Source organism: Mesorhizobium sp. J8, assembly GCF_016591715.1.
GTDB lineage: Bacteria > Pseudomonadota > Alphaproteobacteria > Rhizobiales > Rhizobiaceae > Mesorhizobium.
Map to the genome: position 1 here is coordinate 4,405,606 of NZ_AP024109.1, position 25,186 is coordinate 4,430,791.

Below are 25,186 nucleotides of genomic sequence, written 5' to 3' on the forward strand. Positions count from 1 at the left end.
TGCGAAAAGCTCAACCGCCGTCGAGCGACTTCAACAGATTGTCGATCGTGAACGGGTTGGCCTTCGGCTTCGCCGGCGCCGGGGTCGAACCGTCGTTGACGCCGGGCAGCGACCTGTCGACCTTCCGCGCTTGCTCGGCCGCCTTGCGCGCTGCTTCCAGCTTCGCCTGCTCCGCCTTCTTGCGATCGGCCTCGGCCTGCGTTTTGGCCGCCTCGTCCGCGGCCCGCTGCTCGGCCTCCGCCTTCGCCTGTGCATCGGCCTTCGCCTTGGCGTCCACTTCGGCCTGCGCCCTGGCGTCGGCTTCCGCCTTTGCCCTCGCCTCTTCCTCGGCCTTGGCCTTCGCCTCGGCTTCCGCCTGTGCCTGCGCTTCCGCTTCGGCCTTGGCTCTGGCTTCCGCCTCGGCCTTCTGCCGTGCCTCTTCCTCTTGCCGACGCAACTCCTCGGCCGCCTTGTCGCGCTCCGTCTGCAGCGCCGCGTAATAGCGCACCTCGCGCCGCAGCCGCTGCTTTTCGAGCAGCGCCGCCTGCATCGCCTCGACCCGCTGCTGCTCCTTCTCCAGGGCACGCTGCGTCAGGAACTGCGCCAGCGGACCGCTGTCGAATTGGGGCGCGGTCGGCCCGAGCGGGCCGGCCAGGCTGAAATTCACCGCAGGCTCCGAGCCGACCAGAGCTTCGTCGCCGGGACGGTAGGTCAGGGTTCCCTTTGCGGTGACCGTGCTCGTGTTTAGATCGGCGGTCACGTCGGCGGACAAGGTCGCGCCGGGATTGTCGAGACTGATCGGGGGCGCCCGCAGCGTGCCGTTGGCGACGGTGAAGGCGACATCGGCGTCACCGGCGGCGAAGCTGCCCTCCCCGGCGATCTGCGGTGCGAACTCCGCCGTTTTGGCCGCGTCGATATCGCGTCCGATCGCATCGGCCTTGGCGATGATGGCGGCAAGGCCGTCCGGATTGATGCCGTCCACATGCAACCCCTTCAGCGCCGCCGTGCCGGATCCCGACAGGGCCGCAATCATGGCGTCGACCGATTTGCCGCTGGTCGACAGCGCTGCCGAAAGATCGCCGCGGCCGCCAATGCCGGCGCCGGGCAGGACCGAGGAAAGATCGCCGCCGGCCAGCCTCATTTGGCCGGAGAACAGCCCGGTACCCTCCGTGTTCTTCAGGTCGAACAGGCCGGTCAGATCGCCGCCATAGAGCTTCGCCTTGAGGTCGGAGACATGGATGCCTTCGCGATCGAGCTTCAGCGAGAATGAAGCGTCATGCGCCGTCGCGAATGGCCCGACGGCGAGGGCCGAGGTGTTGAGATCGAGGTCGGCGTTGAAAGGCAGGGTCGACTTCTGGCTGAACGGCGTCGTCGGCCATCCGCCCTTGGCGGGAGCGAAGGACTGGTCGCCGAACAGCGAGACCGCCAACGGATCGAGGTCGAACTCGTCGAGCGCCAGCGCCCCGGCAAGATGCGGCAACCCATCCTTGGCGTCGATGTTGATGTCGCCGGACACCGCCGCCTTGTTGATCGAGCCGGTGAGGCCGCTCAGCACCAGAAGCCCGTTGCCGAAATCGGCATCGGCCGCCAGCGAAGTCGACATGCCGGTTCCCATGCCGGGCAGGCCCACCCCCGTCGTCATCAGCCACGGCTCGATATCGGCGGCGTCGAGATTGACCTTGCCCTTGGCGGTGGCGCCTTGCGCCGTCTCGGCGACAGTACCGTCGAAGCTTGCCCTGAAATCGTCGGCCGTCAGGTTGAAGCTGGTCGCGAGGCCGCCGGCGACCGTACCTTTCGCCGAGACATCGGTGTTGGCGTGGCCGAGCATGCCGAGCGGCAGCGCCGGCAGGCCGTAAAGCGCCAGCAGCGTGGTGGCGTTGTCGTTGCGGGCGTTGAAGGTAATCGATACCGGCGCCTCGGAAAGCTTGTCCGCGGTCCCCTTGCCGGAGAGCGAGGCCGAGAAGGCCGAGCCGCCCGCCTTGCCCTGGGCTGAGAGCGCCAGCCCCGTCGTGCCGTCGCCATTGTCGGCGGCGCTGGTCAAGAGATCGATGCGCGCGTCCTGGAACAGTTCGGGATAGGCCGCCGCGCGGCTGGCCAGGCCTTTGAGCACGCCGTTGTCGGGATAATGCTGAGCCGCGACATCGATCAGCGGCTTCAGATCCACCGCCACCACGGAAGCGTTGAGCTTGCCGGTCGGGCTTTGCGGAAAATCCTTGATTCGGCCCGTGGCGCTGATCGAGGCACCGGCCAGGCCGCCGATCGAAAGACGGTCTATCTCGAGCAGGCCTTCGCGCAGCCGCAACGCCGTGTCGACGGTGTCGGCGCTCAAGCCGCCGGCGCTGACGGGACCCGCCTTGATCTGGAAATCGAGATCGCGGTCCGAAAAGCGGTTGGCGCCCTTGTCGCTGATGAAGATCGAGGCGAAGGCGGCGAGCCCGTCGACATCCATTTCGCCGCCCCTGAGCCGCAGCAGCACGGAAGGCCTGGCGCCGTCTGGCTGGCTGGAATCGATGCTGCCGGAAAATTTCGCTTTGCCGAGGATCAGTTCGAGATCGCTGAAGGACTGCCGGTTCTCGCTGAGATCGACCTTGGCCTTGAAGCCCGCGGCGGGCAGCCTGCGGATGGCCTCGTCGACATCCTTCGACAGCCAGGCGGCAAAGCCGGAAGGCTGTCCGACGGCGAGCAGCAGCGAGCCGGTGAAGCCGAAATGGTCCTCGACGCTCAACATGCCGTCGGCTTCGAGCGTCGTGCGGCCAGGCAGCGTCGCGGCAAGCGACTTGACCGACCAGCCTCCTTCGACCGGCTCGGCCGACAGCCGCACGTCGCGCACCGTCGTGTCCCCCGCCACCACCGCCGGCAGCCTGACCTCGAGCGTGCCCGGTATCGTCGGCTTCGGCATATGCTGCAGCGCCTGCTCGAAGGCCGCGATGCGCTGGTCGAGCGTGAAGCCTGAGCCGGCGGCTCCGCCGACCGCCTCGTCGAACTGCACCTGCGCGCCGCTGGCCTCGACCGCGAAATGCGGCTTCAGGCCGAGATCGACCGAGGCCTTGCCGTCGGCGGTGTAGGGATTGTCGAGCGGCCCGGTCTCGAAGCGGAACTCGTCGACATTAAGCTTCTGGTGGTCGAGCGCGAACTTGCCGTTCAGCCGGAAGCCCGGATCCGGCTTGCCGGTGCTGATCTTGACCGGCTCGCCGTCATTGCCGCGCAGCTCGGCCGAGTTCTTGTCCGCACCCGAGATCTTGAACTGGCCGGAATAGACCGCGGCGCCCTTGACGATGCCGGCGTTGCCGTCGGCTTCGATGATCAGCGGATAGGCATCCGGATCCGCTTTTAGCCTGAGCCGCATCTGGCCGTCCGGTTCCACCTTGCCGGTCGAGGCCGAAACGTCGGTGCGCAGGCCGTCGAAGCGCAGCGTTCCGTCCATGCGCCATGGACCGGTGAGCGCCTTGGCCGAAATGGTCGAGTTGATCTCCGAGATCAGGTGGCTGCGTCCGCCGGCGGCGTGGCGAAGCTCGATCTGACCCTCGGTTACCGAGAGCTTCTCGATGGCGATCTGGCCGGGGTTGAAGGGCGTCGACGGCCGGATCGCCCAGTCCACGGTGCCGTTCCCGGCGACATCGATGATGGCCTTGGGATGCACCAGCCGCATGTCGAAGATCAGCACTTCGCCGCGCAGGAACGGCGCGAGCTCGGCATCCATGGAAAAGGTCTCGACCGTCATCGCCGGCTTACCTTCCGGCCCGCCCGCGACCTCGACATTGGAGAAGGTCACCGACGGAAACGGCAACAGTCGCGCGGTGGCATCGCCCTTCACCGTCACCTTGCGTCCGAGGATGGCGCTCGCCTCACGCTCGAAATCGCTACGGTAGCCCGTCCAGTCGATGAAATACGGCACCACCAGCGCCGCGCACAGCACCAGCACGAACAGGCCACCGAAGATCACGAACAGGCGGGCGAGCATCTGTTTCCCGGGTTGAAAGTCAGCCGCACTCTACCCGCATCCGCGTGTCGATAAAGAGGCAATTGAGCATGCGGCAGCCGCCAACCTCTCCAGTTGCGTGACCGCTCGCTGTCGCGATATCTCTCTTCCCGATCCCTGCCCTTCCGGCCGCACCCTTGGCCGCCACAGATCTGAACCCAACGGAGCGTTCCCGATGTCAGGCAAGAACTGGGACAGAGTGCCGATCGACGCGCAGAGCGTCGACGCTCCGCTGTCGACGGCCGCCATTTTCCTCGTCGTCACGGTGGGCAGCGACCAGGCCGCGCTTTCGACCGCTGCCTCGGTGCTGGGCGAACTCGACGATCTCGTCAAGAATGTCGGCTTCCGCGACCTGTCGGGCCGGCTGTCCTGCATCGCCGGCATCGGCGCCGGGCTCTGGAACCGCCTGTCGCCCGGCCGGCGTCCGCGCGAGCTGAAATCCTTCGCGCCAATCGAGGGAACGGCACATTCGGCCCCCTCGACGCCAGGCGATCTCTTGTTCCACATCCGCGCCGAGCGACCCGACATGTGCTTCGAGCTCGAGCGCATCCTGCTGGACGCCCTTGGCGGCAGCGTGAGCGTCGTCGACGAGGTGTCCGGCTTTCGCTATTTCGACGCGCGCGACCTGCTCGGCTTTGTCGACGGCACCGCCAATCCGACCGGCCTCGACCTGCCCGCCTCCGCTTTGATCGGCGACGAGGACGGCGAGTTCGCCGGCGGCAGCTATGTCGTGGTGCAGAAATACCTGCACGACATGGCCGCCTGGAAAGAGACGCCGACCCATGTCCAGGAAGAGATCATCGGCCGCACCAAGATCGACAACATCGAGATCGATGACGACGACAAGCCGCGCAAGTCGCACAAGTCGCTGGCCACCATCGAGGACGACGCCGGCAACGAGTACGACATTTTACGCGACAATATGCCGTTCGGCCGTCCCGGGCAGAACGAGTTCGGCACCTATTTCATCGGTTACACGCGCTATCTGTGGGTGATCGAGAAAATGCTTCAGCGCATGTATGTCGGCGAGCCGCCCGGCGCCTATGACCGGCTCCTCGACTTCTCTACCCCGCATACCGGCACCACCTTCTTCGCGCCGACTCGGCCCATGCTGCAGAAGCTGGTCGAAGGCGTGGGAGAATAGCCGCCGGCCGGCGAATCAGCCCGCCGCCGGCAAGATCTTGCCCGGATTCATGATGTTCAGCGGATCGAGCGCCTGCTTGATCGTGCGCATGACATCGACGCCATGGCCGAGCTCATGGCGCAGGAAGCCGACCTTGCCCTGGCCGATGCCGTGCTCGCCGGTGCAGGTGCCTTCCATGGCGATGGCGCGCATGTTGAGCCTGGCGACGAATTTTTCCGCAAGCGCGATCTCGGCCGGGTTATCGACATCCATCAGCACCAGCACATGGAAATTGCCGTCGCCCGCATGGCCGACGATCGGCGCGATCAGTCCCATCTCGGCGATGTCGGCCTCGGTTTCGGTGACGCATTCGGCCAGCCTGGAGATCGGCACGCAGACATCGGTCGACAGCCCTTTGGCACCGGGACGCAGCGTCAGCGACGACCAATAGGCGTCGTGCCTGGCTTTCCAGAGCTTCGTCCGCTCTTCCGCGACGCTGGTCCACAGGAACGGCCCGCCGCCATTCTCCTCGGCGATCATGCCGAACGTCTCGGCCTGTTCGGCCACGCCCGCGTCGCTGCCGTGGAATTCGACGAACAGACACGGGCTCTCCGGATAATCGAGCTTGGAATAGTTCTTCATCGCCCGCATCTGCAGCGCGTTGACCAGCTCGATGCGCGCCACCGGGATGCCCATCTGGATCGTCGCGATCACCGTGTTGCAGGCCGCTTCGAGGCTCGGGAACGGGCAGACGCCGCCCGAGATCGCTTGCGGAATGCCCTGCAGCCTCAGCGTCAGCGACGTGATGACGCCGAGAGTACCTTCGGAACCGACCAGAAGCCGCGTCAGGTCGTAGCCGGCCGAGCTTTTCTTCGCCCGCTTGCCGGTCGTCACCGTCTCGCCGTCTGCCATGACGGCGGTCAGCGACAGCACGTTCTCGCGCATGGTGCCATAGCGCACCGCGTTGGTGCCGGAAGCCCTGGTCGCCGCCATGCCGCCGAGCGAGGCATTGGCGCCCGGATCCATCGGAAAGAACAGGCCGGTGTCGCGCAGGTGCCGGTTGAGGTCCTCGCGCGTCACGCCGGGCTCGACGGTGCAGTCGAGGTCCTGCGGGTTGACGGCAAGAATCCGGTTCATGCGCGACGTATCGATGGAAATGCCGCCGCCTGGCGCATTGGTGTGGCCCTCCAGCGAGGAGCCGACGCCGAAGGCGATCACCGGCACGCGGTGCGCGGCGCAGGCGCGCACGATCTCCTGCACGTCCCCTGCCGTCTCGGCGAAAGCGACGCCGTCCGGCGCCTGGGTCGGGATATAGGTGGTGGTGTGCGCGTGCTGGCCGCGGATCGCCTCGCCGGTCTGGAAGCGCTCGCCGAAGCGCTGCTTGAGGATGCCGAGCACCGCGGCAATGCCTTCCTCGTTGCGTTCGACGGGGTTGAGGTCGCTCAAAGCCATGAATTCCTCCGCGAATGGACCAGCGGCCACTCTTGTCATGCAGCTATGGATGATGCCTAAAGCAATCCGAGGAAAAGTGTGAAGCGGTTTTCCAGCCGGAATTGCGCCAGAACAAAGAGACCTCACCAGCCACGCGCTGTCCAGCCACGATCAAGGAAAACCAGATGACGATGCCTGCGCCGATCATTACCAGCCCGATGGCGATCGAGAAGGACTGGATCGACTACAACGGTCACCTCAACATGGCCTACTACAACGTGCTGTTCGACCGCGGCTCGGACGAGGCTTTCGAAATGATGGGCATGGGACCTGGTTACGCCAAGGAGCGGCGCCTCACCATCTACACGGCGGAAGTCCATGTCTGCTACGTGCAGGAGTTGCATCTCGACCACAAGGTGAAGGTCTCGTTCCAGCTCATCGACCATGACGAAAAGCGGCTAAGGGCCTATCAGGAGATCCGCCACGTCGATGGTTGGCTGGCCGCCACCTCCGAGCAGCTCGCACTGCATGTCGACATGGCCGGGCCGCGGGTCGCCCCCTTCCCGCCCGACGTGCTCGCCAGGGTGGAGGCGATGCGCGCCGCCCATGCGGCGCTGCCGATGCCCGAGCGCGCCGGCCGCTCGATCGCCATCAAGCGCAAGAGCGCTTGAAAACCCGCGCGCCCGCGTTAACCTTACCAAGGTTTTAACGTGAACAAGTCGGTTGAGTCCGTTGAACGACTCACCGGCGCGTTCGAAAACCGCCCCTACCGGGTTTGCGCACGGGGCGGCTGGCGGAATGCGGTGCGAGGACAGTGCATGAAAACCGACATCAAGGTCGAGGTGGAGCGCTTGGCGGCCGATCCACGCATCACCGACTATGATTTCTGGCGATCGCTGAAGAACGTCAACAACGAAATCTTCCACATCGCCAACAACAACGAACCTATCCCATTCGACATGATCCGCTGGCGCGCGATTCTGAAGCAGGCGCGCATGAAGCGTGGCCACGCCTAAAGTATGTCTCCCGAAAGTGGGAACCGGTTTCGGGATGAAGACATGCGTAAAATCAAAAACCTAAAGCGCATGGAGCGAATCTGAAAGATCGCGACGCGCTTTAGCCGGTCACTTATGCCTGAATCCGCCAAGCGGCGAGCGCGGCGCGACCGGTGACGACTGGATGATGGCGGTGTTGGTCATCGCATAGGGAATGATCCGGTCGATCACGCGCTCGAGCTCGCTCACCGAGCTGACATGGGCGAGCGCGATGAAGCAATCCTCGCCGGTCACCCGGTCGCATTGCGCGATTTCCGGTAGCTCGCGAATGATGTCCGCCACTACGGAAAGCTGCCCCGGCACCGGCCTGATTCTAAGCCATGCCGACAGCTTCATTCCGAGAGCGGCCGGATTGATCCTGACCGTATAGGCCTCGATCACGCCGTTTTCCTGCAGCTTGCGGATGCGCTCCGCCACGCTCGGCGCCGACAGCCCGACGGCGCGCGCCAGCTCCGCCGTGCTGATGCGCGCGTCCTTTTCCAGGAGCCGCAGGAGCTTCAGATCGATCGCGTCCAGATCGGCATTTTCACTTCGAAGGTTTTTCAAGCCGATCCTCTTCCATCACAAAGAAAAATCGCCCTCTCGCCATTTATTGCATATATAGCTGACGAATTTCGCCTGCGATAATGCGCGCATGAAGACGCAAACGCAAATTCCAACTGCAAACCGGGCCAGCGGTGATACCGAAGCGGGCTCCACCCTCGCCGGCCCTACCACACTTGCCAGGACGGCCGACGCGTTGCCGCCGCATGTCTGGTTCTGCGTCAGCGCCGTGTTCCATTATCTCGGGCCGGCCTTCGCCGTGCTGCTTTTCGCTCAGGTCGGCGTGCTCGGCATGGCTTGGCTGCGCATCGCCACCGCCGCCCTCATCTTCGCCCCTTTGACCATGCCCTGGCGCGTTTTCGCGCACGCCGATCGCGGCCGGCGACGGTTGCTGCTGGCCTTCGGCGCCTGTCTGGCGGTGATGAACTGCTCGTTCTATCTGGCGCTCGACCGCCTGCCGATCTCGCTGGTGGCGGCGATCGAATTCGTCGGCACGATCGCCGTGGCGCTGGTCGGCCTGCGCAGCCGGCGCAACTTCGCCGCGCTGGCCGTTGCCGTGGTCGGCACCTTGCTGCTCATCGACGTGAAATGGTCGAGCGATCCGATCGGCCTGTTCTGGGCGTTTTTGAATGGCGCCCTCTTCGTTGGCTACATCGTGATCGGTCACCGTGTCGCGCAGGCAGGCTTCGGCATCGCCGGCCTCGGCGCCGCCATGGCGGTCGCATTCCTCATCGTCTTGCCGATCGGCTTTCGCGAGGCGCTGCCCGCTTTCTCGTCGCCGCAACTGCTTGCTGCGGCGATCGGCGTCGGCGTCTGCTCCTCGGTCATCCCCTACATCTGCGACCAGCTCGCCATGGCTAGGCTGCCGCGCGCGAGCTTCGCGCTGATGCTGTCGCTCCTGCCGCTCACGGCGACGCTGATCGGCGTCATCGTGCTGCGCCAGGTGCCGAGCGTCACTGATTGCCTCGGCGTCACTCTGGTGATAGCCGGCGTTGCCATGCACAAGCCGGCGGCAAATACATGAATTGTTCGGCTAGGCGAGCTTCTCTTTGAGAAACGCCACCGTCCGGCCCCAGGCGAGATCGGCGGCCTTCTTGTCATAGCGCGCGGCCGAGGTGTCGTTGTTGAAGGCATGATTGGCGCCTTCATAGACATAGACCTTGTATTCGACATGGGCGGCATCGAGCGCCTTCTTGTAGGCATCGATGCCGGCATTGGTCCTGCTGTCGAGCCCGGCATAGTGGAGCAGCAGCGGCGCCTTGATCTTCGCGGCGTCCTCGGCCTTGGGCTGCATGCCGTAATAGGCGACGCCTGCGTTGAGGTCGGGCGCACGGACTGCGAGCTGGTTGACCGCGCCGCCGCCCCAGCAGAACCCGACCGCCCCGACCTTGCCGTTGCCGTCCTTGAGGCTCCTGAGGTAGGCGACCGTCGCCACGCCGTCGGCCGCGACCTGAGCGGCATCGAGCTTGCTGAACATATCGCGCGCCTTGTCCTCGTCGGACGGCGTGCCGCCAAGCGGCGACAGGAAGTCCGGCGCCAGCGCGATGAATCCCTCCAGCGCCACGCGCCGGGCGACATCGCGGATATGCGGGTTGAGCCCCCTGTTCTCGTGGATGACGATGACGGTGCCGAGCTTTCCCTGCTGATCGGCCGGCTTGACCAGATAGGCTTTCATCTCGCCGCTCGAGCCGGGATAGGTGATGTCCTCGCCCTTAACGCGGCTGTCGTCCTCAGCGACGATCGCCGCTTTTGCGGAATTGGCCGCCAGCATCGGCGCGATCGCGGCCGCCGCGGCGCCCGAGCCCGCCAGCTTCGTCAACTGCTCCATGAAGCGGCGGCGGTCGAGCGTCAGATGCGTGTACTCGTCATACGCATCGATCATCGCCTGCGTGATGATGAGCTGCGTGGGCTTGGCGGCGGGCTCGGTCATGGCTGTCCTCGAGGATGGCGGTGATCCGCAAGATAGGGTCGAGAATTGCACGGTCCAGTCCACGTCCCGGATGACGATCGCCGGGGAGATGGAGACAGCCCGCCGCGCGCCGACAAGCCGGCTTGATTCATCACATTTTGGTTATTTCAAAAAGGCTTGACGATGCTGTCACACTAGGACGCGAAGTTGCGCGGCGCCGCCCTAGAGCAATTCCAGGAAAAGTGTGAGCGGTTTTCCGTCCGGAATTGCGTAAAATAAAGAGATAGAGCGGTTCGCCGTTTCCGTGAAACGGTGAAACGCTCTAGCGATGCGAATGACGAAAGGGGAATGCCATGAACGTCCAGGACATCATCAACACCGTTTCCTCGACAGCCGGCCTCGACGAGCCCACCACCGAAAAGGTTGTCGGCACCATCTTTTCCGTTCTGGAGCACGAAGCCGAAGGCACCACCGTTTCGTCTTTCTTCGCCCAGATCCCCGGCGCCGACGCGCTGGCCCAGAAATATGACGTGATGGCCGCCGGTGCGACAGCCAATTCGGGCGGCGGCCTTTTGTCGTCGCTGCAAGGGGCGCTTGGCGGCGTGCTCGGCGAAAAGGCCGGCGCCCTGATCAACGGCGTCGCCGCCCTTAAAGCCTCCGGCCTCGACATGGCCCAAATCCGTCAGGCCGGCGAGACCTTGATCAAACAGGCCGAGGCCGCCGCCGGGCCCGACCTGACCAATCAGGTGCTGGAGCAGGTGCCCAGCCTGCGGGGCCATCTCGGACTTTGAAGCCTGGCGCCGTCCTACATTATTTGGGCAGCGCGTAAGCCATCACATAGTCACCCGGCTTGGTGCCGACCGAGCCGTGCCCGCCGGCGACGATGACGACGAACTGGCGGCCGTCGGCGACCGTATAGGTCATCGGTGTCGCCTGCCCGCCCGCCGGCAGCCTGGCCTGCCAGAGCTGCCTGCCGGTGGTGAGGTCGTAGGCGCGCAGATAGTCGTCGACCGCCGCGCCCAGGAAAGCGACGCCGCCCGCCGTGATCATCGGCCCGCCGATGCCGGGAACGCCGACCTTGAACGGCAGCGGCAGCGGCGTCATGTCGTAGACAGTACCGTTGCGGTGCTTGTAGGCGATGTTTCCGGTCTTGAGGTCGACGCCGGCGACATAGCCCCAAGGCGGCGCCTGGCAGGGAATGCCGAGCGGCGACAGGAACGGCCCCATCACCACCGCGTAAGGCGCGCCTTCATTGCGGTTCAGTCCCTGCTCGCTGCCCTTGGTGTCGCCCGGCGGCGGCACGTCCGCGCGCGGGATCAGCTTGGACGTGAAAGCCAGGTAGGTCGGCATGCCGAACATCACCTGCCGCACCGGATCGACCGCGACGCCGCCCCAGTTGAAGACGCCGAAATTGCCGGGATAGACCAGCGACCCCTGCAGCGAGGGCGGCGTGTAGCGGCCCTCATAGCGCAGCTTCTTCAATTCGATCCGGCAGGCCAGCTGGTCGAACATGGTGATACCCCACATGTCGGCGCCGGTCAGCGGTTTCGGATTGAACGAAAGATCGGAGGCCGGTTGCGTCGCCGAGGCCTGGTCGCCCTCGATCGCGCCGCCGGGCGCCGGCACTTCCTTCACCGGAATGATCGGCTCGCCGGTACGCCGGTCGAGCACGTAGAGATCGCCCTGCTTGGTCGGCCCGACCAGCGCCGGCACGACGCCGTTAGCCGTCGTGATGTCGACCAGCGACGGCTGCGCCGGCACGTCCATGTCCCACAGGTCGTGATGCACGGTCTGCCGCACCCAGCGCAATTGCCCGGTGTTGAGGTCGAGCGCGGTGATCGATGACGAGAACTTCTCGACATTGGCGCTGCGACCCATGCCGAGCTGGTCCGGTGTCTGGTTGCCGAGCGGCACGTAAAGCAGTCCGAGCTTCTCGTCGGCGCTCGCCGTCGACCACATGTTGGGCGAGTTGTGGGTGTAGGTCTGCCCGGCGGGCAGCGGCGTCGTCACATCCGGATTGCCGGAATCCCAGTTCCACAACAGGGCGCCGGTGTCGACATCGAAGGCGCGGATGACGCCGGACGGCTCCTCGGTCGAGTAATTGTCGTTGACCGCGCCGCCGACGATGATCTTGCCGGCGACGATAAGCGGCGCCGAGGTCGAATAATAATAGCCCGACTTCGGATAGGGCATGTTGGCCATCAGGTTCAGCGTGCCGCCCTCGGCGAAGGACGGACATACCTGCCCATTCGCGGCGTCGAGCGCGATCAGCCGAGCGTCCGACGTCGGCAGGTAGACGCGCTGCGCGCAGGGCTGGCCGGCGGCGATCTTGGCATCGGCGTAATAGGACACGCCGCGGCAGGTCTGGTGCTGGCGGTTGTTGTCCAGCTTGATCTTGGGATCGTAGCGCCACTTTTCCTTGCCGCTCGCCGCATCGATGGCGATGGCGAAATTATGCGGCGTGCAGATGAACAGCGTGTCGCCCACTTTCAGGGGCGTCACCTGATAGGTCGTCTCGCCGATATCGTCGGGGCCCTTCACGTCGCCGGTGCGATAGGTCCAGGCCGGCTGCAGCTTGGCGACATTGTCGGGCGTGATCTGGTCGAGCGGCGAATAGCGCTGGCCGAAAGGCGTGCGGCCATAGAAGTGCCACTCGCCTGCCGGCATGTCGCCGCCGAGATTGGCGGCCGCCGCCACCTTTTCGGTGCCGAGCGTGCCGCCGATGTCGTGCGGATCGGCGGTCATCGAATAACCGGCGACCGCAAGCGAGGCGAGCACCGCCAGGATCAGCGGCGCGCGTCCGTCCGGCCCCCGCAGGCCTCGCCTTGCCCATGGCGTCAGTAGCCATAGCGCGATGAGCACGATGACGCCGCCGCGCGGACCGAGCTGCCACCAGTCGAAGCCGATTTCCCAGACCGCCCAGCATAAAGTGGCGAGCACGAACAGCGCGTAGAGCCAAAGCGAGGTCGACCGGCGCCTGAAAAGCAGCCATGCGGTGATCAGGAAGACCAGGCCGGCGACCAGGTAATACCAACTGCCGCCCAGCGCGACGAGCCAGATGCCGCCGCCGCCGAGAATGAGACCGATGAGGAAGAGGACGAGGGAGGTGATGGTGACAGCCAAGACGGTGCTCCTTCGACTGTTGCGCGCTTACGGCGTCTTCCGGGACGGCAATCCCTGCCCTGCCGCCAGCTTTCCCCTCACCCGCTCCGGCTGTCAAGTTGGAGCCAGACACGCGAAACTAGAACAAAACGTAGACAGTTCTGGTCTTTCGCTCCCGAATCACTACATTCGGGGGCGATGTCGGGCTTTTCCGAGGACATGCCTTTTTTCGATGAACCGAATGCGCGGCCGGCGGCGGCCCCATCCGGCATAGCCGCGCGCGCCATGGCGGCGCGCAGCGGCCAGAACAGCGCGCCCGATTACCTGAAGGGCTTGAACCCGGAGCAGCGGCTCGCCGTCGAGACGACCGAAGGGCCGGTCCTGGTGCTGGCCGGCGCCGGCACCGGCAAGACGCGGGTGCTCACCACGCGCATCGCCCACATCCTCGCCACCGGCAGGGCCTTCCCCTCGCAGATCCTGGCCGTCACCTTCACCAACAAGGCCGCGCGCGAGATGAAGCAGCGCATCGGCTTCCTGATCGGTGAAGGCAATGTCGAGGGCATGCCCTGGCTCGGCACCTTCCATTCGATCGGCGTCAAGCTGCTTCGCCGCCACGCCGAGCTTGCCGGGCTGAAATCGGATTTCACCATCCTCGACACCGATGACGTGGTACGGCTGATCAAGCAGTTGATCCAGGCCGAAGGGCTGGACGACAAGCGCTGGCCGGCCAAGACCTTCGCCCAGATGCTCGACAACTGGAAGAACAAGGGCCTCGGCCCCGACGAGATTCCGGAAGGCGATGCGCGCAGCTTCGGCAACGGCAAGGGCCGTCAGCTCTACAAGGCCTATCAGGAACGGCTGCAGACGCTGAATTCCTGCGACTTCGGCGACTTGCTCTATCATCCGATCCGCATCTTCCGCGCCTATCCGGACGTGCTGAAGGAATATCACCGCAAGTTCAAATACATCCTGGTCGACGAGTACCAGGACACCAACACCGCGCAGTATATGTGGCTGCGCCTTTTGGCGCAGCGGCCCCATGCAGGGCGCTCTGCAAGTTCCGACTCGGCCGAAGGCCGCAAGCCCGACCGTGCCTCCGAGCGGTTGCGAGGCCCGCGCGGAGGGCCCGCGCCGGCAGGCGCGGAACAGCCCGTGAGCGTGAATATTTGCTGCGTCGGTGACGACGACCAGTCGATCTATGGCTGGCGCGGCGCCGAGGTCGATAACATCCTGCGCTTCGACAAGGACTTCCCGGGCGCCACCATCATCCGTCTGGAGCGCAACTACCGCTCCACGGCGCATATCCTTGGCGCCGCTTCCCACCTCATCGCCCACAATGAGGGCCGTTTCGGCAAGACGCTGTTCACCGACCGCGACGACCCCGAGGACGACAAGGTTCATGTCCACGCCGCCTGGGACTCGGAGGAAGAAGCGCGCGCCATCGGCGACGCCATCGAGGTCTATCAGCGCCAGAAGCACAATCTGAATGACATGGCGATTCTCGTCCGCGCGTCCTTCCAGATGCGCGCCTTCGAAGACCGCTTCATCACGCTGGGCTTGAACTACCGCGTCATCGGCGGTCCGCGCTTCTACGAGCGCCTAGAGATCCGCGACGCGCTTGCCTTCTTCCGCGTCGTCGCCAACGGCGGCGACGACCTCGCCTTCGAGCGCATCGTCAACGTGCCGAAGCGCGGGCTCGGCGAAGCCACCATCCGCCAGATCCACGACACCGCGCGCGCCATGCGCGTGCCGATGCTGGAAGCGGCGGCGACACTCGCCGAAAGCGACGAGCTGAAGCCGAAGCCGCGCGCGGCACTGCGCGAGGTCGCAGCCAATTTCGAACGCTGGCAGAAGGCGCTGGAGACCACGCCGCATACCGAGCTCGCCGAGACCATCCTGGAGGAGAGCGGCTACACGGATATGTGGAAGAACGACCGTTCGGCGGAGGCGCCCGGGCGGCTGGAGAACCTCAAGGAACTGATCCGCTCCATGGAGGAGTACGAATCGTTGCGTGCCTTCCTCGAGCACGTCGCGCTGGTGATGGAGGCCGAGCAAGGCGAGTCGCTCGACGCGGTCTCGATCATGACGCTGCATTCGGCCAAGGGCCTCGAATTCGAGACCGTGTTCCTCCCCGGCTGGGAGGAAGGCCTGTTTCCGCACCAACGCGCGCTGGACGAAGGCGGCCGATCGGGCCTGGAGGAGGAACGCCGGCTTGCCTATGTTGGCCTGACGCGGGCGAAGAAGAACCTGCATATCTGGTTCGTCTCCAACCGCCTGATCCACGGCCTGTGGCAATCGACGATCCCGTCGCGCTTCCTCGACGAACTGCCGGAGAGCCATGTCGATGTCGCCGACGGCGGCAATTCCTACGGCGGCTATGGCAACCCCTATGGCGGCGGCGCTTTCGCCTCAGGGCGTGGCGGCGGCCGGCAGAACCCCTACGGCGCCTCGCGCTTCGACAATATTGGCGCCAAGGACCAGGGCAGCTTTTCCAACACCTATGCGACGCCCGGCTGGCAGCGCGCGCAGGCCAACCGCACCGAAGCGACCGACCGCAACTGGGGCACCCGCTCCGGCCACCAGGTCGAGCGCATCGGCTATGGCGAGACCGACAGCGGCTACGGCGCCGGCCGCACCTCGGTGAAGGGCCGCACCATCGAGGGCGAGCTGGTCGCGAAATCCGTCGCCGACACGCCGTCGGCCTTCAATGTCGGCGACCGCGTCTTCCACCAGAAATTCGGCAACGGCAACATCGCCGCCATCGACGGCAACAAGCTCACCATCGACTTCGACAAGGCGGGGCAGAAACGCGTGCTGGACGGGTTCGTCGCACCGGTGTGACCGGCTCCTCACCTGTACCGTGCCTGGTTCCATTTGTGCCCGAGCAGCGACAGGATGATGATCAGCCCGTTGAAGAACTGCACGTAGAAGCCGCCGGCCGCTTCGCGGCCACCTTCCCCACAAGGGGGAAGGAGAATCCCAGCCTGTCACGCAACCATCACGTTCACGTCCTAGACCGCTCGACGGCAGGGGCTGCCCGCATCGCCGGTGCCGCGCCCTTTTGAGCCATTGGCCGCTCTGCTCGTCACGAAGGGGACATCCATGAAACATCTCACCCGAACCGCCGCGCTTGGGGCGGCACTCGCCCTGTTCACCGCCATGACGCCGGCGCTCGCCGATGGCGTTGCCTATGTCAACAAGGGGCTGGTCGGCGTCGGCCGCATTCCGGCCAGCCAGAAGGACAAGTTCGGTGAGACGTTCGGTTCGGGCTCCGGCATGGCGATAGACACCAAGTCCTGGGCACGCGACGGCGCGGGCTACAAGGGTTCGCTCTGGCTGCTGCCGGATCGCGGCTACAATGTCGTCGGCACCACCGATTATCGCCCGCGCCTCAACACCATCTCGATCGAGCTGACCCCGACCGCCCCGGGCGCGGCGCCGGCCGCCGGGCAGGAACAGACCGGCGTCAAGGCGACGCTCGCCGACACCATGCTCCTGACCGACGACAAGGGCGCCGACGCCACCGGCCTCGATCCGCTGAACGGCGTGCGCGAAGCAGCCGGCGAGATGCCGATCCTGCCGCAGGCCGACAACGGCAAGTTGGCGCTGGACGACGAGGCGATCGTGCGCCTGCCCGACGGCACGATGTTCATCTCCGACGAATACGGCCCCAACATCTACCGGTTATCGGCCGAAGGCCGCCTGATGTCGGCGACGCAGCCGCCCGCGGCGCTGGTGCCCATGCGCCACGGCAAACCCAACTTCGCTTCCGACAATCCTGGCCCGGGCGCCGCCGAACCCGATCCGAAGGATCCCGAGACCGGCCGCCAGAACAACCAGGGCCTCGAAGGCATGTCGATGACGCCGGACGGCAAGTTCCTGATCGCCGTGCTGCAGTCGGCAACCCGCCAGGACGGCGGCGATTCCGGCTCGACGCGCCAGAACACCCGCGCGCTGGTCTATGATGCCTCCGATCCCGCCCATCTCAAGCTGGCGCATGAATATGTCGTGCCGTTGCCGGTGTTCAAAGACGCCAACGGCAAGACCAAGGTGGCCGCCCAGAGCGAGATCGTCGCGCTCTCCGACAAGAGCTTCTTGATGCTGGCGCGCGACTCCGGCAACGGCCAGGGCCTGAAGGGCGACGAGTCGCTCTACCGCAAGATCGAGATCGTCGACCTTTCCGCCGCGACCGACATCGCCAACGGACCGTTCGACGCCGCGGACAAGCCGGTCGCGCCGAAGGGGGTGCTCGACCCGTCGGTGACGCCTGCCAAGCTGACCTCCTTCATCGACATCAACGACAAGGGCGAGCTCGGCCGCTTCGGCCTGCACAACGGCGCGCCGAACGACAGGAACAACCTGTCCGAGAAGTGGGAGGCCATGTCGCTGGTCAGCGTGCTCGATCCGAAGCTCCCCGACGACTATTTCCTGTTCGTCGCCAACGACAACGACTTCCTCACCCAGGACGGCTTCCAGGTCGGCGCGCCCTACAAAGCCGAGGACGGCGCCGATGTCGACACCACTTTCCTGGTCTATCAGGTCACCCTGCCTGGACTTTCCGGGAACAGCCTCGCTGCTAACTAGTTTCTGCTTCGGTCGCATGCCGAGCGGCATGCGCCCGAGCGCGGAAGAGGTGCATGAGCATCAGGCCTGCGATAGCATCGCAGGCCTGATTCATTTTCGGTGCTGCCATGGATGACAAAAAGCCCGCTCGCCGGCGGACCCACGACCTGACCAGCGGCCCTATCCCGCGCACGCTGCTGTTGTTCGCGCTGCCGGTGCTGGGCTCCAACGTGCTGCAGTCGCTCAACGGCTCGATCAACGCGGTCTGGGTCGGCCGCTTCCTCGGCGAGGCGGCGCTGACGGCGACCTCCAACGCCAATCTGGTGCTGTTCCTTATCCTCGGCACGGTGTTCGGCATCGGCATGGCGGCGACCATCCTGGTGGCGCAATCGGTCGGCGCCCGCGACCTGCCCGAGGCGAAGCGCATCGTCGGCACCAGCGCCACCTTCTTCTTCCTCGTCTCGGTCGTGTTCGCCGTCTGCGGCTGGATCTGGGTCGACGCCATCCTCACCGGGCTCGGCACGCCGGCCGACGCATTGCCGCTGGCGCGCGCCTATTTGCGCATCATCTTCGTCGCCGTGCCGATGATGAACCTGTTGTCCTTCGTGATGACCGTGTTGCGGGGCGCCGGCGACTCCCGAACGCCGTTCGTCTTCATGGCGCTGGCGGTCGTGCTCGACGTCGTGCTCAATCCGCTGCTGATCCGCGGCATCGGTCCCTTCCCCGAGCTCGGCATCGCCGGCTCGGCGACCTCGACGCTTGTAGGCCAGACGGTCAGCGTGATCGCCATCCTGATCGTGCTTTATGCGCGCAAGCATCCACTGCGGCTGGCGAGCGCCGACCTCGCGCTGCTCAGGCCCGATCCGGCCTTGCTGCGCATCGTCGTCTTCAAGGGCGTTCCGATGGGCCTGCAGATGATCGTCATCTCGGCCGCGGCGCTGACGGTGATGGGCATCGTCAACTCCTATGGCTCGCAGGTCGCCGCCGCTTACGGCATCGCAGCCCAGCTCTGGACCTATATCCAGATGCCGGCCCTGGCGATCGGCGCCGCCGTTTCCTCTATGGCGGCGCAGAATGTTGGCGCCGGCCGCTGGGACCGCATCGGCAAGGTCGCGGCCTCGGGCGTCGGCTTCAACCTGGTGCTGACCGGCGCGCTGGTGGCGCTGCTTTTCGCCTTCGACCGCCCGGTGCTCAGCCTTTTCCTCAGCAACGACAGCGCGGCGATCGACATCGCCGCCCACATCAACAAGGTGGCGTCCTGGTCGTTCATCCTGTTCGGCGTCACGATCGTGCTGTTCGCCACGGTGCGCGCCACCGGCGCCGTCATGCCGCCGCTGATCATCCTGATCATCTCGGTGTTGATCATCCGCACCGGCTTTGCCTATTCGATGCGCAGCATCATCGGCCAGGAGGCGCTGTGGTGGAGCTTTCCGGCCGGCTCGATCGCCTCGCTCGTGCTCGCCGCGGCCTATTACCGCTTCGGCCGCTGGCGCACGATGCATATGATCGAGGACCGGCCAGCAGCCGGCGAGCCGCCCGACACCGGCCTCGGGGTGCCGCGCCAGCGCGCGCAACTCCTGCCGGAGACCGAATAGCCTACCGGGCGTATCTGACGCCGAAGCCAAGCGCCACCAGCGAGAAGACGATGATCATGCCGGCAAAGGCCATGCTTGCCACGGTGGCGTTCGCAAGGCTCGACAGGACGCCGATGCCGATCACCGGCAGCGCGTTGCCGCAGAAACAGCAGATGAAGAAGACCGAGACCACCTCGGCGCGGCGGTCGGCCGGCGCGATCTGGTTCACCACCTGCAGGCCGCCGCGGTAACCGAGCGCCGCCGCCACGCCGCACACCGCCGTCGCCGCGACCATCACGGCCATCGAGGCATAGACCTGTGCCGCCACGACCAGCGCCACGGCCGGGATCATCAGCGCCAGCGCGGCGAGCATGGTGGAGCGGGCGGACAACCGCGCGGTGCCGACAATCATCGCCGCCGCCACGATCGACAGTTCGAAGAACAGGCCACCGGCCTCTGCGTGATTGGTCGCATGGAGCTGCTGCGCCAGGATGCTCGGCGCCAGCGCCGCGTAGAAACCGACCAGCGCCATGGCGCCGAAACCGGTCACCGCCGGCGCCACGAATTGCGCTCGGATATCGTCGGGCACCGAAAGCCGTGGCCGCAGCGAGACGTCCGAGAGCCGCCCGGGATTGGAGACCGTTTCCTGCGTGCGCCAGATCAGAACGGTGACCAGCGCAAGCAGGACGAGATAGACGGCAAATGTCAGCCTCAGTGGCCAGGGCGCGTATTGGGCGAGCAGCCCCGCCACGAGCGCGCCGACCCCAAGCCCGATGAAGTTGGTGCTGGTGGCTATGACGGCGGCGCGCGACTTGTCCTTGCCTTCGATCAGCTCGGCAAGCCAGGCGGTCCCCGCACCCGCGCCGACACCGATGCCAAGCCCGCTGAGGATGCGGGCGATATCGAGCCAGGCGAGGTTTTCAGCGAAGAGGAAGAACAGAGCGCTGACCACGGCAACGCCCATCGCGGCGAGCGCGGCGGGACGGCGGCCGACGACATCCGATACCCGGCCGAAAAACAGCAGCGCCGCCAGGTTGCCGACGACATAGACGGCATAGACCAGCGTCAGCGTGATCTGCGAGAAGCCGAAGACCTGCTTGTAGATCACGTAGAGCGGGGTCAGCGCGGTGCTGCCGGCGAACAGCGCGGCGATCATGGCGGCGACGGCGGTCATCGCGGCGCGCCCGCCAAGTTCATTGTCACGCGTCAGGGTTTGAGCGTAGCTGGTCATGGCGAACTCCGAGGGTTGCAAGCCCAACGCCGATATAATGGCGCCGTTCCACCCGGCGAACGCCCTCCTGACAATTCTGGCAGGATGGTCAGGCGCGGCATCCTCTCGTAACGTCTACGCACAGCGAGGGAGGAATCATGGGCAAAGGACGGGTCGAGGCATTCACCGATGGCGTCGTCGCCATCATCATCACCATCATGGTGCTGGAGCTGAAGGTGCCGCATGGCGAGGACTTTTCCGCTCTTTTGCCGCAGTGGCCGATCTTCTTCTGCTATGTGCTCTCCTTCATCAATGTCGGCATCTACTGGAACAACCTGCACAACATGTTCCACACCGTACAGCGCGTCGACGGACGCGTGCTCTGGGCTAATCTCAACCTTCTGTTCTGGCTGTCGCTGATGCCGGTGACCACCGCCTTCATGGGCGAAAATGAATTCGCGCCGGCGCCCGTGGCGGTTTACGGCATCGATCTCGCGCTTTGCGCCGTCGCCTATACCATCCTGGTCATCAAGCTGCGCCATCTGCACGGCGCCGACACGACCTTTGCCAAGGCGGTTGGCCACGACAACAAGGGCAAGATCTCGCTGGCGCTCTATATCGTCGCCGTGTTGCTCAGCTTCCTCAACCAGTGGATCAGCGTGGCGATCTACGTGCTTGTAGCGGCCATCTGGTTCGCACCAGACAAGCGCTTCGAGAGATTGATCGAAAAATAGAGCTTACTTGCGCATCGCCTTGAGCTTTTCGGCGGTCGTGGCGGCAAGGTCGGCATAGCGTTCCTCCAGCCGCTCGGCCGCCTTGATGATCGAAAAGTCATGGCCGAACTTCTCCAGCGCCAGCCGCAGCTTCTCGGCGAAATCCGCCTGCTTTTCCAGCGCCGCGAACAGCTTCTTCACCTGCGCCTCGCTGATATCGGGATTGGCGAGCATCCTTGGCACCTCGCGGCCCATCTCGTCGCCATTGGCGGTCTGCTCTTTCAGGATTCCGATCCAATCGGTCAAATGCCGAGCTCCTTTTTCCGGACAGCATGCGCGGCAGGGGCGGCGATGGTCAACCCGTTGCGACTGTAAGTCGTCAACCTGTTGCGACTGTAAGTCGTCAACCTGTTGCGACTGTAAGTCGTCAACCTGTTGCGACTGTAAGTCGTCAACCCGTTGCGACTGCAAGTCGTCAACCCGTCGCGACAATTGCCGTCGCTGACGCCAGACTTGCCTCGTTGGCGGCCGGCGCTAAGTTCGGCCCGACCCGAACGAGGATGGAAATCATGACCAGCGACGCCGAAATCCAGACCGCCCTGCCTGCCTTCGCCTCCGGCAACGTCGCCGTCATCACCGGCGGTGCCAGCGGCATCGGCCTTGCCGCCGCGAAACGGTACGCGGCGATGGGCATGAAAGTGGTGCTTGCCGACATCGGCGGCGTGCGCCTCGATCAGGCGAAGGAAGCCGTCGCCGCAATCGCCGGCGACGATGCCGTGCTTCCCATTCCCACCGACGTCTCCAGGGCGGAAGAGGTAGACCGGCTGGCGGAACTGGCTTACGGGGCCTTTGGCGCGGTGTCGGTGCTGATGAACAATGCCGGGGTCGGCAACAATCCAGGCAAGCCCTGGGAGAACCGCGACGCCTGGAAGCGACTGCTGGACATCAACTTCTGGGGCGTCGTGCATGGCGTCGAGGCCTTCGCGCCGCGCATGCTCGCCGCCGGGAGGCCGGGTCTCATCATCAACACCGGCTCCAAGCAGGGCATCACCACCCCGCCCGGCAATCTCGCCTACAACGTCTCCAAGGCCGGCGTGAAGACGTTTACCGAAGGGCTGGCACATGCGCTGCGCAACGAGCCCGGCGCGAAAGTGTCGGCGCATCTGCTGATCCCCGGTTTCACCTATACCGGCCTTACCGAGGGCGCGACGGAAAAGCCCGCCGGCGCCTGGACTGGCGAACAGGTAATCGACTTCATGCTGGCATCGCTGATCGACGACGATTTCTACATCCTGTGCCCCGACAACGAAGTCGCGCGGCCGACGGATGAAAAGCGCATGGCCTGGGCGATAGGCGACATCATCGAGAACCGCCCTGCCCTGTCGCGCTGGCATCCCGATCACAAGGACGCATTCGCGGCCTTCATGAATCGCTAAGCAATTCCAGGAAAAGTGCATAGCGGTTTTCCGTCCGGAATTGCGTAAAGCAAATACCGACGGCCGCCTCAAGCCGCCGCTTTCTTCTTGGAGGCGTTCTTCCCGGCCGCGGTCTTCCTCGTGCCCGCGCCGGCGGTCTTGGGCTGATGCTTGGAGCCGTTCTTCCCGGCCACAGCCTTGTCGGCCGCCTTTTCGGCAATCTCCCGATCATGGCGTTTTGCCGCCGCCTCACATTTCGAGCGGATCTCCTCGACCTCGGATTCCGTCAGGTGTTCGATCCCGATGAAGTGATTGTGGGCGCGGCCGACCCTGATCAATTCGTCCAGCTTGGCCTGGATGGCCGCGCCGTCGCGATTTTGCGTGTTCTGGATCAGGAACACCATCAGGAAGGTTATGATGGTGGTGCCGGTGTTGATGACCAGTTGCCAGGTGTCCGAGAAGCCGAAGAACGGCCCGCTCAGCGCCCATGCGACCACGATCAGCACGCAGATGGCGAAGGTCGCCGGTAGGCCCGCCAGATGGGCCACCTGGTTGGCTATCCGCGTAAAAACTTTCTCGATCATGCAACTCCCTCGAACCGTGGATGCGCAGGCATTTGCCAAGAAACAAGCTGCCGCCCGCTCCGGTTCCGCCGGGTCGAATTTTCGTGCCCGCACGCGGCTGCAACCGACTACACTCAGAAAGCGTAGGCGCGTGAAAAAACACCTTATCCGTTTGTTTGCAATAGTGCCGGTGCAGGCCAGAAAGCCTGTTCCTTCCGCTTCACGGCGGTTTACCTCCAGCCCCTTCCGCTGCGCCACCCCCGCATGGCGGAAGGGGCACTCATGATCAGAGCGCGGAGCATGACCATCGAAACGCCCCGTCCTGTCACGCGCTACCTTTCCTCCCGGTTGGTTGGCGGTGCTGCGTGTCTCGGCCTTCTGCTGGCCGGCGCTGAGGCAAAGGCCGATCCCGGAACGGATCCGAAGATCACCGGCAGCATAGAACAGCACTGGACCACCAACGCGCTGGACAGCGATCGCGCCGTCACCGACTGGTACACGCTGCTGCGCGGCTCGATCGACCAGCAATGGGGCGATGCCGACGCCAATGCCAGTGTCCATGCCGATTTCGAGGCATCGCGCTACAACAGGGCCTCGATCGAGGACGACCGCTCGCTGGCGCTATCGGCACAAGCTTTCCGCCGCCTGGAGACAGGGCTCGAGCTGCGCGGAACGCTCGGCTATCGCGTGCTGAGCACCGGCGACGATCTCGAGATCGGGCCACTCATCATCGGCACGCGCGAGCTGAAGCAGATCCTCAGCGCACAAGGTCAGCTCGGCATCGATCTCGGCAACGCGACTTCGCTCACCATCGAAGCGACGGAAAGCATCGAGAAGGTCGGCGATACCCATTTCCAGGACGATCTCATTTCGCCGACTAAGCTGCACGCCGACCGCATCCTTTCCCAGGTGGCGGCGAGACTCACGCGGACCGTCGGCGAATACGCCTTCGGCGGCTCGACATCGGCGTTGCTGGCTTCGGTCGAACGCGTCGGCTTCCCGCCGCTCCAGCTTTCCTTCTTCCAGTACACGGCGCAGGCCGAAGCGGCCTTCAAGGGCATTGACGGCTCGAGTTTCGGCCTGGCGCTCGGCGCGCAGTATCTGCGCGGCGCGGACGGCATCTATGAGCGCGTCTTGCCGGCCTGGCAGGCAAATTTCGTCCAACCGCTGCCGAAGGGATTCGAGCTGCGCGGCACCTGCTTCGGCCGCTACGAAACATCCGACACGGACGATCCGCTCGCCTCGTGGCTGCGCCGCGCGGAGCTCGAGCTCGGCTTGAAGCTGCGCGAGAATGTTGCCGTCGGCACCGGGATTTTTGCCCAGCTCAAGGACAATCTGCTGCTTGAGAATGTCGAGCGCAGCAAAGGCGTCTATGCCGAGGCGACCTGGGGCGCCACCAAGACGCTCAACATCGTTTTCCGTGTCGATTACTCCCAGAAAGTAAAGACCATTCTCGACGAGCATGAAAACACGGTCGACGCCTTCGTCGGCGTGCGCACGAATATCTAGAGCATGATCCCGAAAAGTCGGACCGGTTTTTGGAGAAAGATCATGCTCCAACAAAGAGTTAGATCGTGAAGGCGATTCAACGAAACGCCATCACGATCTAACGTTGGCGGCCAGGGCCGCCAGTCAGCGATCAGACACGACAGACAGGAGGGTGTGCGAGACCCTCCTGCCCGCGTTTTGCGGATGCTAGCTGTCCGCGCTTCTGCTCAGTGCTTCTTCAGCGAGTAGTTGTTGCTGCCGACGTTGACGCCGATCCCGCTGAGGATACCGGAAACGACATTGGTCTTGTTGCCGTTCAGGATGCCCGAGATGACGTTACCGTTGAGGATGTTGTTGCCGTTGAGCGCGCCATTCAACGCGCCGAGATTGACGTTCGGCGACACGTTGATGAGGCTGCCCGAGCTACCACCCCAGCCACCGGCATAGGCGCCGGCGGACGAGAAGGAAACAACAACAGCTGCAGTGAGTGCAAATACGAACTTCTTCATGACTACTCTCCTTTGTTGCTTGCGGTGTTT

At 64.8% G+C, this 25,186-nt stretch carries 20 protein-coding genes; 11 read left to right on the plus strand and 9 right to left on the minus strand.

What is annotated here, in order from left to right:
• Positions 1–10: 10 nt before the first annotated feature.
• Positions 11–3,940, minus strand: a complete 3,930-nt coding sequence (locus tag MJ8_RS21195; RefSeq protein ID WP_201410693.1) for an AsmA family protein — start codon at positions 3,938–3,940, stop codon at positions 11–13.
• A gap of 193 nt (positions 3,941–4,133) precedes the next feature.
• Between MJ8_RS21195 and MJ8_RS21200 the strand changes: the two genes are divergently transcribed.
• Positions 4,134–5,102 (plus strand): Dyp-type peroxidase, encoded by a 969-nt coding sequence (locus MJ8_RS21200; RefSeq protein WP_201410694.1) that lies wholly within the window; start codon positions 4,134–4,136, stop codon positions 5,100–5,102.
• A 15-nt stretch (positions 5,103–5,117) separates the two neighbouring features.
• Here the strand turns inward: MJ8_RS21200 and MJ8_RS21205 are convergent, their stop codons facing one another.
• The gene (locus MJ8_RS21205) at positions 5,118–6,533 is read right to left on the minus strand and encodes an FAD-binding oxidoreductase (RefSeq protein WP_201410695.1); all 1,416 of its coding nucleotides are present in this window, start codon (positions 6,531–6,533) and stop codon (positions 5,118–5,120) included.
• 164 nt (positions 6,534–6,697) lie between these two features.
• Here MJ8_RS21205 and MJ8_RS21210 point away from each other — a divergent pair, with 164 nt between their 5' ends.
• Positions 6,698–7,183 carry a thioesterase family protein gene (locus MJ8_RS21210; protein ID WP_201410696.1) on the plus strand — a complete coding sequence of 162 codons (486 nt, stop codon included), beginning with the start codon at positions 6,698–6,700 and terminating at the stop codon, positions 7,181–7,183.
• A 147-nt stretch (positions 7,184–7,330) separates the two neighbouring features.
• Positions 7,331–7,528, plus strand: coding sequence for a hypothetical protein (locus MJ8_RS21215; RefSeq protein WP_027168755.1), 198 nt, complete (start codon positions 7,331–7,333; stop codon positions 7,526–7,528).
• Between the two features lie 108 nt (positions 7,529–7,636).
• On the opposite strand, the gene MJ8_RS21220 is transcribed toward MJ8_RS21215, so the two are convergent.
• On the minus strand, positions 7,637–8,113 hold the full coding sequence (locus MJ8_RS21220) for an Lrp/AsnC family transcriptional regulator (protein ID WP_201410697.1): 477 nt from the start codon (positions 8,111–8,113) through the stop codon (positions 7,637–7,639).
• 88 nt (positions 8,114–8,201) lie between these two features.
• On the opposite strand from MJ8_RS21220, the gene MJ8_RS21225 reads away from it, so the two are divergent.
• Positions 8,202–9,134 (plus strand): EamA family transporter, encoded by a 933-nt coding sequence (locus MJ8_RS21225; RefSeq protein ID WP_201410698.1) that lies wholly within the window; start codon positions 8,202–8,204, stop codon positions 9,132–9,134.
• A gap of 9 nt (positions 9,135–9,143) precedes the next feature.
• On the opposite strand, the gene MJ8_RS21230 is transcribed toward MJ8_RS21225, so the two are convergent.
• The gene (locus tag MJ8_RS21230; protein WP_201410699.1) at positions 9,144–10,040 is read right to left on the minus strand and encodes a dienelactone hydrolase family protein; all 897 of its coding nucleotides are present in this window, start codon (positions 10,038–10,040) and stop codon (positions 9,144–9,146) included.
• A 332-nt stretch (positions 10,041–10,372) separates the two neighbouring features.
• On the opposite strand from MJ8_RS21230, the gene MJ8_RS21235 reads away from it, so the two are divergent.
• Positions 10,373–10,810 carry a hypothetical protein gene (locus MJ8_RS21235; RefSeq protein WP_201410700.1) on the plus strand — a complete coding sequence of 146 codons (438 nt, stop codon included), beginning with the start codon at positions 10,373–10,375 and terminating at the stop codon, positions 10,808–10,810.
• Positions 10,811–10,829: 19 nt separating this feature from the next.
• Here MJ8_RS21235 and MJ8_RS21240 read toward each other — a convergent pair whose 3' ends face one another.
• The gene (locus tag MJ8_RS21240; RefSeq protein ID WP_201410701.1) at positions 10,830–13,142 is read right to left on the minus strand and encodes a glucose/quinate/shikimate family membrane-bound PQQ-dependent dehydrogenase; all 2,313 of its coding nucleotides are present in this window, start codon (positions 13,140–13,142) and stop codon (positions 10,830–10,832) included.
• A gap of 177 nt (positions 13,143–13,319) precedes the next feature.
• Here MJ8_RS21240 and MJ8_RS21245 point away from each other — a divergent pair, with 177 nt between their 5' ends.
• From MJ8_RS21245 to MJ8_RS21255, 3 genes are all read left to right on the plus strand, one after another.
• On the plus strand, positions 13,320–15,962 hold the full coding sequence (locus MJ8_RS21245) for an ATP-dependent helicase (protein ID WP_201410702.1): 2,643 nt from the start codon (positions 13,320–13,322) through the stop codon (positions 15,960–15,962).
• A gap of 261 nt (positions 15,963–16,223) precedes the next feature.
• Positions 16,224–17,705 carry an esterase-like activity of phytase family protein gene (locus MJ8_RS21250; RefSeq protein ID WP_201410703.1) on the plus strand — a complete coding sequence of 494 codons (1,482 nt, stop codon included), beginning with the start codon at positions 16,224–16,226 and terminating at the stop codon, positions 17,703–17,705.
• A gap of 107 nt (positions 17,706–17,812) precedes the next feature.
• Positions 17,813–19,279, plus strand: a complete 1,467-nt coding sequence (locus MJ8_RS21255; RefSeq protein ID WP_201410704.1) for an MATE family efflux transporter — start codon at positions 17,813–17,815, stop codon at positions 19,277–19,279.
• 1 nt (position 19,280) lies between these two features.
• On the opposite strand, the gene MJ8_RS21260 is transcribed toward MJ8_RS21255, so the two are convergent.
• Entirely contained in the window at positions 19,281–20,516 is a 1,236-nt protein-coding gene (locus tag MJ8_RS21260; protein WP_318528188.1) for an MFS transporter, read from the minus strand.
• Between the two features lie 110 nt (positions 20,517–20,626).
• Here MJ8_RS21260 and MJ8_RS21265 point away from each other — a divergent pair, with 110 nt between their 5' ends.
• On the plus strand, positions 20,627–21,202 hold the full coding sequence (locus tag MJ8_RS21265) for a TMEM175 family protein (protein WP_201410705.1): 576 nt from the start codon (positions 20,627–20,629) through the stop codon (positions 21,200–21,202).
• 3 nt (positions 21,203–21,205) lie between these two features.
• Here MJ8_RS21265 and MJ8_RS21270 read toward each other — a convergent pair whose 3' ends face one another.
• Positions 21,206–21,487 (minus strand): hypothetical protein, encoded by a 282-nt coding sequence (locus MJ8_RS21270; RefSeq protein ID WP_201410706.1) that lies wholly within the window; start codon positions 21,485–21,487, stop codon positions 21,206–21,208.
• Between the two features lie 263 nt (positions 21,488–21,750).
• On the opposite strand from MJ8_RS21270, the gene MJ8_RS21275 reads away from it, so the two are divergent.
• Positions 21,751–22,617 carry an SDR family NAD(P)-dependent oxidoreductase gene (locus tag MJ8_RS21275; RefSeq protein ID WP_201410707.1) on the plus strand — a complete coding sequence of 289 codons (867 nt, stop codon included), beginning with the start codon at positions 21,751–21,753 and terminating at the stop codon, positions 22,615–22,617.
• Between the two features lie 68 nt (positions 22,618–22,685).
• Here the strand turns inward: MJ8_RS21275 and MJ8_RS21280 are convergent, their stop codons facing one another.
• A complete protein-coding gene (locus MJ8_RS21280) occupies positions 22,686–23,180 on the minus strand; it encodes a low affinity iron permease family protein (RefSeq protein WP_201415520.1) in 495 nt (164 codons plus the stop codon).
• Positions 23,181–23,459: 279 nt separating this feature from the next.
• On the opposite strand from MJ8_RS21280, the gene MJ8_RS21285 reads away from it, so the two are divergent.
• Positions 23,460–24,668, plus strand: coding sequence for a hypothetical protein (locus MJ8_RS21285; RefSeq protein WP_201410708.1), 1,209 nt, complete (start codon positions 23,460–23,462; stop codon positions 24,666–24,668).
• Between the two features lie 206 nt (positions 24,669–24,874).
• Here the strand turns inward: MJ8_RS21285 and MJ8_RS21290 are convergent, their stop codons facing one another.
• Positions 24,875–25,156 carry a hypothetical protein gene (locus tag MJ8_RS21290; RefSeq protein WP_201410709.1) on the minus strand — a complete coding sequence of 94 codons (282 nt, stop codon included), beginning with the start codon at positions 25,154–25,156 and terminating at the stop codon, positions 24,875–24,877.
• Positions 25,157–25,186: the final 30 nt, after the last annotated feature.

What these genes read in the sequence shown, in the direction of transcription:
- MJ8_RS21195 (WP_201410693.1), bottom strand. Translation starts at nt 3,940, where the DNA reads ATGCTCGCCCGCCTGTTCGTGATCTTCGGTGGCCTGTTCGTGCTGGTG.
- MJ8_RS21200 (WP_201410694.1), top strand. Translation starts at nt 4,134, where the DNA reads ATGTCAGGCAAGAACTGGGACAGAGTGCCGATCGACGCGCAGAGCGTC.
- MJ8_RS21205 (WP_201410695.1), bottom strand. Translation starts at nt 6,533, where the DNA reads ATGGCTTTGAGCGACCTCAACCCCGTCGAACGCAACGAGGAAGGCATT.
- MJ8_RS21210 (WP_201410696.1), top strand. Translation starts at nt 6,698, where the DNA reads ATGACGATGCCTGCGCCGATCATTACCAGCCCGATGGCGATCGAGAAG.
- MJ8_RS21215 (WP_027168755.1), top strand. Translation starts at nt 7,331, where the DNA reads ATGAAAACCGACATCAAGGTCGAGGTGGAGCGCTTGGCGGCCGATCCA.
- MJ8_RS21225 (WP_201410698.1), top strand. Translation starts at nt 8,202, where the DNA reads ATGAAGACGCAAACGCAAATTCCAACTGCAAACCGGGCCAGCGGTGAT.
- MJ8_RS21230 (WP_201410699.1), bottom strand. Translation starts at nt 10,040, where the DNA reads ATGACCGAGCCCGCCGCCAAGCCCACGCAGCTCATCATCACGCAGGCG.
- MJ8_RS21235 (WP_201410700.1), top strand. Translation starts at nt 10,373, where the DNA reads ATGAACGTCCAGGACATCATCAACACCGTTTCCTCGACAGCCGGCCTC.
- MJ8_RS21245 (WP_201410702.1), top strand. Translation starts at nt 13,320, where the DNA reads ATGTCGGGCTTTTCCGAGGACATGCCTTTTTTCGATGAACCGAATGCG.
- MJ8_RS21250 (WP_201410703.1), top strand. Translation starts at nt 16,224, where the DNA reads ATGAAACATCTCACCCGAACCGCCGCGCTTGGGGCGGCACTCGCCCTG.
- MJ8_RS21255 (WP_201410704.1), top strand. Translation starts at nt 17,813, where the DNA reads ATGGATGACAAAAAGCCCGCTCGCCGGCGGACCCACGACCTGACCAGC.
- MJ8_RS21265 (WP_201410705.1), top strand. Translation starts at nt 20,627, where the DNA reads ATGGGCAAAGGACGGGTCGAGGCATTCACCGATGGCGTCGTCGCCATC.
- MJ8_RS21275 (WP_201410707.1), top strand. Translation starts at nt 21,751, where the DNA reads ATGACCAGCGACGCCGAAATCCAGACCGCCCTGCCTGCCTTCGCCTCC.
- MJ8_RS21280 (WP_201415520.1), bottom strand. Translation starts at nt 23,180, where the DNA reads ATGATCGAGAAAGTTTTTACGCGGATAGCCAACCAGGTGGCCCATCTG.
- MJ8_RS21285 (WP_201410708.1), top strand. Translation starts at nt 23,460, where the DNA reads ATGACCATCGAAACGCCCCGTCCTGTCACGCGCTACCTTTCCTCCCGG.
- MJ8_RS21290 (WP_201410709.1), bottom strand. Translation starts at nt 25,156, where the DNA reads ATGAAGAAGTTCGTATTTGCACTCACTGCAGCTGTTGTTGTTTCCTTC.